The 6,281-nt window shown below is 36.4% G+C and carries 6 protein-coding genes; 1 reads left to right on the top strand and 5 read right to left on the bottom strand.

Features of this window, described 5'->3' with window-relative positions:
- Nucleotides 1-245 precede the first annotated feature (245 nt).
- The 4 genes from AMS66_RS16295 to AMS66_RS16280 form a co-directional block, all read right to left on the bottom strand.
- Nucleotides 246-965 carry a ferritin-like domain-containing protein gene (locus AMS66_RS16295; protein ID WP_053781798.1) on the bottom strand — a complete coding sequence of 240 codons (720 nt, stop codon included), beginning with the start codon at nucleotides 963-965 and terminating at the stop codon, nucleotides 246-248.
- A 181-nt stretch (nucleotides 966-1,146) separates the two neighbouring features.
- Entirely contained in the window at nucleotides 1,147-1,917 is a 771-nt protein-coding gene (locus tag AMS66_RS16290; protein WP_053781797.1) for a nucleotidyltransferase domain-containing protein, read from the bottom strand.
- A gap of 221 nt (nucleotides 1,918-2,138) precedes the next feature.
- Nucleotides 2,139-2,765, bottom strand: coding sequence for a Type 1 glutamine amidotransferase-like domain-containing protein (locus AMS66_RS16285; protein WP_053781796.1), 627 nt, complete (start codon nucleotides 2,763-2,765; stop codon nucleotides 2,139-2,141).
- Between the two features lie 216 nt (nucleotides 2,766-2,981).
- Nucleotides 2,982-3,977 (bottom strand): phosphotransferase enzyme family protein, encoded by a 996-nt coding sequence (locus tag AMS66_RS16280; protein WP_053781795.1) that lies wholly within the window; start codon nucleotides 3,975-3,977, stop codon nucleotides 2,982-2,984.
- A 644-nt stretch (nucleotides 3,978-4,621) separates the two neighbouring features.
- On the opposite strand from AMS66_RS16280, the gene AMS66_RS16275 reads away from it, so the two are divergent.
- The gene (locus AMS66_RS16275; protein ID WP_053781794.1) at nucleotides 4,622-5,329 is read left to right on the top strand and encodes a CAP domain-containing protein; all 708 of its coding nucleotides are present in this window, start codon (nucleotides 4,622-4,624) and stop codon (nucleotides 5,327-5,329) included.
- Between the two features lie 322 nt (nucleotides 5,330-5,651).
- On the opposite strand, the gene AMS66_RS16265 is transcribed toward AMS66_RS16275, so the two are convergent.
- The gene (locus tag AMS66_RS16265; RefSeq protein WP_053781792.1) at nucleotides 5,652-6,182 is read right to left on the bottom strand and encodes an AAA family ATPase; all 531 of its coding nucleotides are present in this window, start codon (nucleotides 6,180-6,182) and stop codon (nucleotides 5,652-5,654) included.
- Nucleotides 6,183-6,281 lie beyond the last annotated feature (99 nt).

The following is a 6,281-nucleotide window of genomic DNA, read 5'->3' as shown; positions in this document are numbered from 1 at the left end:
TGCTCTCCATCTCGACTTACCTCCAAAGGAATTAAATTTTTTTTATTATTTCTTTGCGGCTATTACATATAACGTTACTGTATCCACGACGTCCCACCGACTTAAGCCACGTTAGGGGCGGCCGCGATGCGGTTAATCGGTGCGGATGTGTCCGCCTGATTCCACTTCCCTGCCAATTCCCTTCGGGCTGACCGAGGGAGCGTCAGGACCCGAAGCTTGGATATAATGTTATCTGACGTAAACCTCTACTGCGAATTAGCTATAATCTTCTTTGTTAAGTTAAACTCATGACGGCATTCGTAGTAATAACTTTTGAGTTTATATCCCCCAGCTTTAAATACAGGCTTATGTTGATACCACACTATAATTAGCGTTCCTTCAAAAAGGATTCTACGAAGGATATTAACTATTCTGTTAAAGAGAACGCTTCTATTTTGAGCAAATTTATGAAGTGTTTCGGATTGAAACTGAACATGTTTCTCCTCATCACTTAAAATTTGATTACATAAATCTATTAATACTTCTGACTTTGTAGATTTTTGCAAGGCTTTATAGTACAACTTAGCAATGATCTCAGCAGTTAATAGAACAATGACTGATTGTTCTAGACTCGCATATCGACGTAATCTTCTAAATACATTGTCCACCCAATGTCTACGAAGGAGTGGGATTCCCTGTACCTTCATAAATCTGCCTAGATCTCTTGCGTGCCTCTGTTCTTCTTTAATGAATTCTATAAGTGCTTCATAGTAATCCTGATCTTGTGTCTGGTGTACATATTCTTGCGCACGTTTAATTAGATGTTTACCTTCAGAGTTTTCTCCTAATTGAAACTGTTGAATTGACTTAATGATTATTTCTCTTTCATTAGTTGTTAATTTATAGTTGTCATCCCAATGAATATATTTGAGGTTTTGATTATTTCTTCGATAATACTGCACCCATTTCGAGAAAGTGATATTCATTATTTGCTCCTAAAATGTAATAGGTTTATCTCAGATAACGTTTTGTATTGACAACGTCCTGGCCCCTTAGATCGCTGCTTATAGTTGTGAGGCTACCACATCTAATGCAGCGTCCCGACGGGGCTTAGGGGGCTGGATGTGGTCACTCGCTTCTCGGAGTGACCCGGAGCGTAATATGGTGTTAGTTGGAGGAATTTCTGGAAGCACCCATTGCATTCAAGGCGTTCTCAAAATAGCTATATACTTCACCAGAAATTCCCAGAAACTCTTCAACAAGTACATTACTATCCAAGTAACAAGCATACAGATAATCAACTAAAGCGGAGTCAATCTCACAATAGGTTAATATGGCATTCTTCATCATAATAATGTCATCTTGCCATACACCTGTATCTTCTAAAACCAAAGAGTATAATGCACGAATTAATCTCTTAGAGTAACCTTTAATATATCTAGTTTTCAATGAGTTATCACTAGCATTAGAAAGTAAACCTCTATGTACACGATCTACTTCCTCCTTGGTCTCTGTATTTAAGTCTAAAATGAACTCTGGAGAAATAATTATCGGTGGTACTTTTTCACCAACGTCATGACCATATACGCAAACACAAATGATCTTAACCCAAAAACCCCACTCATGTGGTTTGCTTAATACATCGTCAATCGAGCAAATTATCGTATCAATTTTAGTTAATATTGGATATTCATCCAAAAGCCTGCCTTTAATATTTGACAATCTTTCGTAATCAATATCTTTGGGATTTACACATACAATAGTAAAGTCTGCATCTGATTTAAAAGGTTTAGCAGTTCCTTTTGGAATCGAGCCACACATATAAATGCTATGAATCTTACCTTTAAATTCGGTAAGTATAGTATTTATATACTTATCAACAAAATCCTTATATTCACTTTGTATTACAATTCTATTTATAACTTTTTCTAATATCATATAGACTCCTCCTAAACTAAGAACTTCTTTTGGCTAACGTTGTTGTATTCACGAACCCGAGAGGCTTAAAGGAGCGACTGGGTCGAAGACTTAGCCTCGCAGGAGTTATCTGCTGGATACTACTTCCTCGAAATTCCTCTGGCAGACCAAGAGGCAGCGTGAATACGTTGTTAGCAAATGTCAGGGGCTTCTTCGAGCTACTTTCAATGAATTTACGACTTTCAATGTGCTTGGTTCATTAAGATTGAGATATATTCTTCATCTTTAAGCCTTGTCACCTTACAGTTCTCATTGGATTCAAATTCTACTATTCTCTCTTCAATTGTTTTATTAGTACTATCTTTAAATACATCCTCTCTATCATAGTGAGGAAAAATAAGCTTGTCGGTTACACCTAATGCCTTAAAATCCGTTAAATCCATTGTGTTCATCTGTGGGGTAAAGAAATCGACAATGTTAATATTTGGCCCCAGTAATAACGCTCCAGCACTTACTCCAACTATAATTATATTCTGTGCGGCCAGTGTTTTAATAATTTCATCAGCACCACTTTTCTTAGCGTAATACAATAATGTAAATGGATTTCCACCATTGATATATATAACATCTCTATGTATGAGAATTTGCGGGTCATCAAATTCTATATCTACAAAATTAATATGCTTAAACCCCATGTCCTTGAAATCTTGCATTGCCCTTTGTGCATATCTATTATTTTCTTTCATAGGGGATCCTGTTGTAATAATAGAGACCTTTAATTGAGAAATATCTCTATCAATAAAATCCAGAAATTGATTTTTAATATCTTCAGTATAAAAACCACAAGAGGTTAGTAATAAGCTACTCATTGAAATCCCCGTCCTTAAATAGTTTATCTAATCTTTATAATTTAATTAAGCATTCTACTAACGTTCCTGTATTCACGAAGCGAGCCCACCTTAGATAGCTCTTATCTTAGGTCGGCTCGTGTGTCGTCCGAGTTATCTCCTATGATTATACATCGGGACGACCAAGGGGCGTGAGCCCCTCAGCATGAATATAATGTTAGGCGATGCCGCATTGAATTACCTACAAAAATCCATTTCAATATAAGGGATATCATTCTCGATATTATTCAAATAAAATTTCAATGCTTCTTTATCCCAATCACTCCAGTTGCTATAATTATTAAAATTATAACTTCTATAAATCGCTGAAACTACTCCAAACTGTCTAAGACTAATAAAATCAGGTATTAATTTTAACCATGCATTATCAATTGTATTTTCTTTTACATACCCATCCATGAAATTATAATAATACCTCTTGGTTATCTCTAACCTTCGTTTTCCATCTACTACCCAGGGGATCGGAATTTCATAGAATAAAGGAATAGCAATATCACTAACAAACCAACTGTATTCGGCTTCATCAAAATCAATAAATACTACATCATCGTCTACGTTCAAATAATTTCCATGATTTAAATCTCCATGGATGATTCCATACGAATCAGTATTCTTTGGAAGCCGGCTGAGCTCTTTTTTTAGAATTTCGTATTTGTCAATTACATAAGAAAGTTCCGCAGGTAAATACTTTTTCACATTGATTAGTAACTCTTTTTCATACCATTGTTTTCTGTTTAAATCATGTGTTAGATTTAACTTCTTTGAAAGTTTATGTGTTCTTCCTGTATAATTACCGACTCTTTGATAGAACAAATTGCTTTCTTCAGCGATTTTAGCCTTTCTTCCACTAGAAAATTCAAAAGAAGTTGCATAAAATTCCCCATTATTTATTTGCTCTACAAATTTTCCATTAATAGAGATTATAGCATTTGAAACAGATACATTATTATTAGACAAGTAATTAATAAAATCAATTTCAGATAAAATCTCTTCTTCAGTTCGATGTGATTTGTGTGTAACCCGGAGGACAACACTTGTTTCATTTGACTTCCCAAAATAAACAAAGTTTTGGAATCCTTCTAAATCTTTAAGACTTGATTGATTAATATTAAACTTTTGTGCCGCCTTATTAAGCACTTCCCAAGTAAAAAGCTCTTTAACATGCTTTTCCATAAAGTTTCTTCCTTTCTCTTCGCGATTTCACCTAACGTACCCGTATTCACGAAACGCCCCGGCCTTAGATAGCTCTTATCTTAGGCTGGCGCGTTTGTTGACTGAGATTTCTTCCATGATTATACATCTGTCAATCAAGGGGCGATAGCCCTACAGCTTGAATACTGTGTTAAACGCAGTTTATGACTTCATCGAATTATCAAATACTCGCTTTCAGTTTGTTTTATATGATGCAGCATATGGTTTATATTCTATAAAATAGTCTATACCGCCAACGGGGGCGTTTAGTTAAGCATGACTTCGAAAAGTACACTGTATCTCGCGGCAATAATGAATAAGTGAAATTAGTTTGAATAGATTCTCCCAATTATCCATCGAAATACTCCAATCATCAGGAATCCCATTGAAATAGATAACATTCATCCCGTGATGCATTTATGACCCGATATGGCCTTCTTTATCCAAAACCATTCGCAACACGCTTTGCTTTCCTCGAGACACAAAAAAAGACAAGGCTATCTAAATGGTATCGATCATAATAAAGTACTGGATAAGAAGAGAACCATATTAGGAATAAGTAAATGGCATACAGGAAAACATAAATCCGGGAACTTCATTAACTAACGGATCTAGGAGGTTGGCAAATGGCAAAGTTTTTCGTTTTAACAATATTATTATTGGTGGCAGGCTGTTCGTCCCATAACAATATGATGCAAAAACAAGTGACTCCTGAGCAAAAACAAATTTCAATTCATGATCATGCTGCTGCACCAAACTCTGTCCTCACACAGGCATCTTCAACAGCTACATCTTGGCAAGAGAGATCTATTACAACAAAAGAAGCCCAAAATGGAATTCCATTGGATTTGTTGGATCTGGTTCGAACACCGGATGGAAACCCAGTAAACCAGGCACCTGCAGGAAATCCTGAAAATAAGGAGCCAGCAGGACAAGTACAGGAAGGTAAAAAAAATACTACGGATAAAACCGATTTTGAGCAGCAGGTTCTGGATCTAGTCAATCAAGAAAGGGCCAAAACAGGATTAAGTTCCTTGAGTAGGAATGAAGAATTGTCAAATGTGGCTATGGTCAAGGCACAGGACATGTACAACCACAGTTACTTTGATCATAATTCGCCAACACATGGATCCCCCTTCGATATGATGAAGGAATTCGGGATCACCTATAATACCGCTGGAGAAAACATCGCAAAAGGGCAAACCACCCCTACCCAGGTTATGAAGGAGTGGATGAATAGCCCTGGCCACAAAGCAAATATACTGAATAATAGTTATACTCATATCGGTATTGCTTATTATAACAACACATGGGTCCAGGAATTTACTGGGTAGCGCCTTTCATCTCCCAACAATAAAGTATCAAAAACCCGCAATTTATGTCGGGTTTTTGATACTTACAGATCCTGCATACGCCACCAGTTGTTTTGTTTCCTCGAACTGAATTAAATTGTAAATATTATCCATATTTATCTTATTTGCATTAATTTCACCTACCGTTTTTATGTGATAGATTGTCAAACCAAGTGCGACAGTTCCTCTGTGAGAGATTCGTGAGCGGTTTTCCAGCCCAGACATTTCCGAGGGCGACGTAGATACTGTGTTATCCAATGGACTTGCCTTCTTGATTCTGCTTTCATCGTCTTTACTTTTGTTTTCATTCGTTTATGTATTCTAGGACTTTTGACAAGTATTCTGCGATTGGTTTCGATGAATCTACCACTATATAATTCTCTTCTTCTGGTTTTTTACTGTTTATTAAAGCTCTATAAAAACCTTCTTCTGATGATGGTGCTTCGATTTGACTCAAAAGTCTTTCTCGATTTTTTAATCGATTTCGAATTAATTCAATGTCTTCGACATAACATTCCACATACTTATATTTCTTTTTGTGTTTTCTCGCTAATTCAAGCCCAGTTTCTAATAAATTGCTGTACAAACAAGGACTATCCATGATCACGCTATGTCCATTCGATAAATAATAATCCACCAACGACCAATCTACATCATAGGACAGTTGTCCTATTACTTTACCTTCCATCGTGTATCCTTGTGATGATAGCGATTTTAAGATTGCTGTTTTAGAAATGTCATGATCAACAATGACAGCCCCAGTTGTTTGGCTAATCTGTCTTGCTAATGTCGACTTTCCTGAACCAGGGAATCCTGACATCTGTAAAAAAAACATACATACACCTCTATCTTAATTAATAGTATTTGTGAGTCTTTCGGATAACGTTCTTGTATTCACGACTCGGCGTATACTGATTGTCCGGCGAATGCCGGG

Source organism: Paenibacillus xylanivorans, from assembly GCF_001280595.1.
GTDB classification, from domain to species: domain Bacteria; phylum Bacillota; class Bacilli; order Paenibacillales; family Paenibacillaceae; genus Paenibacillus; species Paenibacillus xylanivorans.
The sequence above is the reverse complement of the archived record's forward strand: the minus strand, read 5'-3'. Positions and strand labels throughout refer to the sequence as shown.